The 1,536-nt window shown below is 63.7% G+C and carries 2 protein-coding genes and 1 pseudogene; 2 read left to right on the top strand and 1 reads right to left on the bottom strand.

The features are described from left to right. A partial coding sequence (locus tag CRM90_RS29915) for an IS3 family transposase (protein ID WP_142391500.1) occupies positions 1-736 on the top strand: 736 nt, incomplete at its 5' end. Positions 737-767: 31 nt separating this feature from the next. On the opposite strand, the pseudogene CRM90_RS31250 reads toward CRM90_RS29915, so the two are convergent. After that, positions 768-918 (bottom strand): annotated as a pseudogene (locus tag CRM90_RS31250) (DDE-type integrase/transposase/recombinase); the annotation flags it as partial. 160 nt (positions 919-1,078) lie between these two features. Between CRM90_RS31250 and CRM90_RS29910 the strand changes: the two are divergent. After that, the gene (locus tag CRM90_RS29910) at positions 1,079-1,525 is read left to right on the top strand and encodes an MMPL family transporter (RefSeq protein WP_233209608.1); all 447 of its coding nucleotides are present in this window, start codon (positions 1,079-1,081) and stop codon (positions 1,523-1,525) included. Positions 1,526-1,536 lie beyond the last annotated feature (11 nt).

Here is a 1,536-nt window from a genome sequence, read left to right as displayed (position 1 = left end):
CTATTGCGTCTACGGCGCCCGCAAGCTGTGGAAAACCGCACGTCGGGCCGGCCACGACGTCGGCCGCGACCAGGTCGCGCGGCTGATGCGGGCCGTCGGTATCGAGGGTGCTCGGCGCGGCAAGCGGGTCCGCACGACCAAACCCGGCCCGGCGGCGGCGCGGCACCCCGATCTGGTCCAACGTAAGTTCACCGCGACCGCGCCGAACCAGCTCTGGGTGACGAATCTGACTTTCGTGCCCACCTGGGCCGGGGTGGCCTACGCGTGCTTCATCGTCGATGCGTACTCGCGGATGATCGTGGGCTGGCGGGTTGCCGGGCACATGCGGACCTCGATGGTGCTCGATGCGCTGGAGATGGCGCGGTGGTCACGCGGAAACACATTGCCTGGCTTGACATGTCACTCTGATGCCGGATCGCAATTCACCTCCATTCGCTACGGCGAGCGACTCGCCGAGATCGGAGCGGTGCCCTCGATCGGGAGCATCGGCGACAGCTACGACAACGCGCTGGCCGAGACGGTCAACGGCTACTACAAGGCCGAGCTGATCTACGGGCCCGCCCGCACCTGGCCGTGGAAGACCATTGAAGACGTCGAGCTGGCCACCCTGGGCTGGGTCTACTGGCACAACACCAGCCGACTACACAGCTACCTCGGCGACATCCCGCCCACCGAACGCGAGGCCGCGTTCTACGATGCACAACGGACCGACGAACCCTTGATCGGAATCCAATAGCCCGAGCCTCCGGGAAAACCAGGGCGATTCACATAGACTGGGTGACGCCCAGATCTGCGCAGAATGTCGCGAAATCGGTTGAGGTGTAACTGACTTCCGTGATCCGAATGGAACACAGCACCCGCCAGCGAACCACGCAGCGCCTCGGCGGCGATGAGGGCATCTTCGATGAGTTCAGTGCGCGCAGAATGTCGCGCTCGGTGGACAACCGGGTCTTGTCCGCACGTAGCTGCCCCTACTTCGGCACGTAGCCGGGCCAGCTCCTGGTCAGGAGTTTCCGCGCCCGAGACCGGTGCGGCACCAGTGGTGGGGTTGCGGTGCCGAATCGGCACCCCGGCCGCCTTGCACCAGGCCGACAGCGTCACCCCACTGATGCCGAGTTCGTCGGCGATCTGGGTGATCGTCGCGCCTTCAGTGTCTCGGTACAGCGGTGCCACCACCGCGGTGTTCCAATGGGGATGGTGTCAGCAACTGCTCGGCATCCATGCGACCACCCCGGTGCTGAGCTTGTTGCCGATCATCGTCAGCGGAGTGCTCTACGGACTGGCGATGGACTACGAAGTGTTTCTTGTCTCTTCCATCAAGGAAGCACACACCCACGGCCACCACGGGAACGACGCCGTCGCCCACGGCTTTAAGCAGGCCAGTCGTGTTGTTGTCGCTGCCGCGATCATCATGATCTGCGTGTTTGCTGGATTCGCCTTCAACCCCGACCCGATGATCACACAAGTCGGCTTCGCACTAACCCGGATTTTTCGTGGGATGTCGCCTGTAGGGGTGTGTAGATAAGCGAAAGTGCC

Source organism: Mycobacterium sp. ENV421 (assembly GCF_002887815.1).
In the GTDB taxonomy this organism is placed as follows: domain Bacteria; phylum Actinomycetota; class Actinomycetes; order Mycobacteriales; family Mycobacteriaceae; genus Mycobacterium.
The sequence above is the reverse complement of the archived record's forward strand: the minus strand, read 5'-3'. Positions and strand labels throughout refer to the sequence as shown.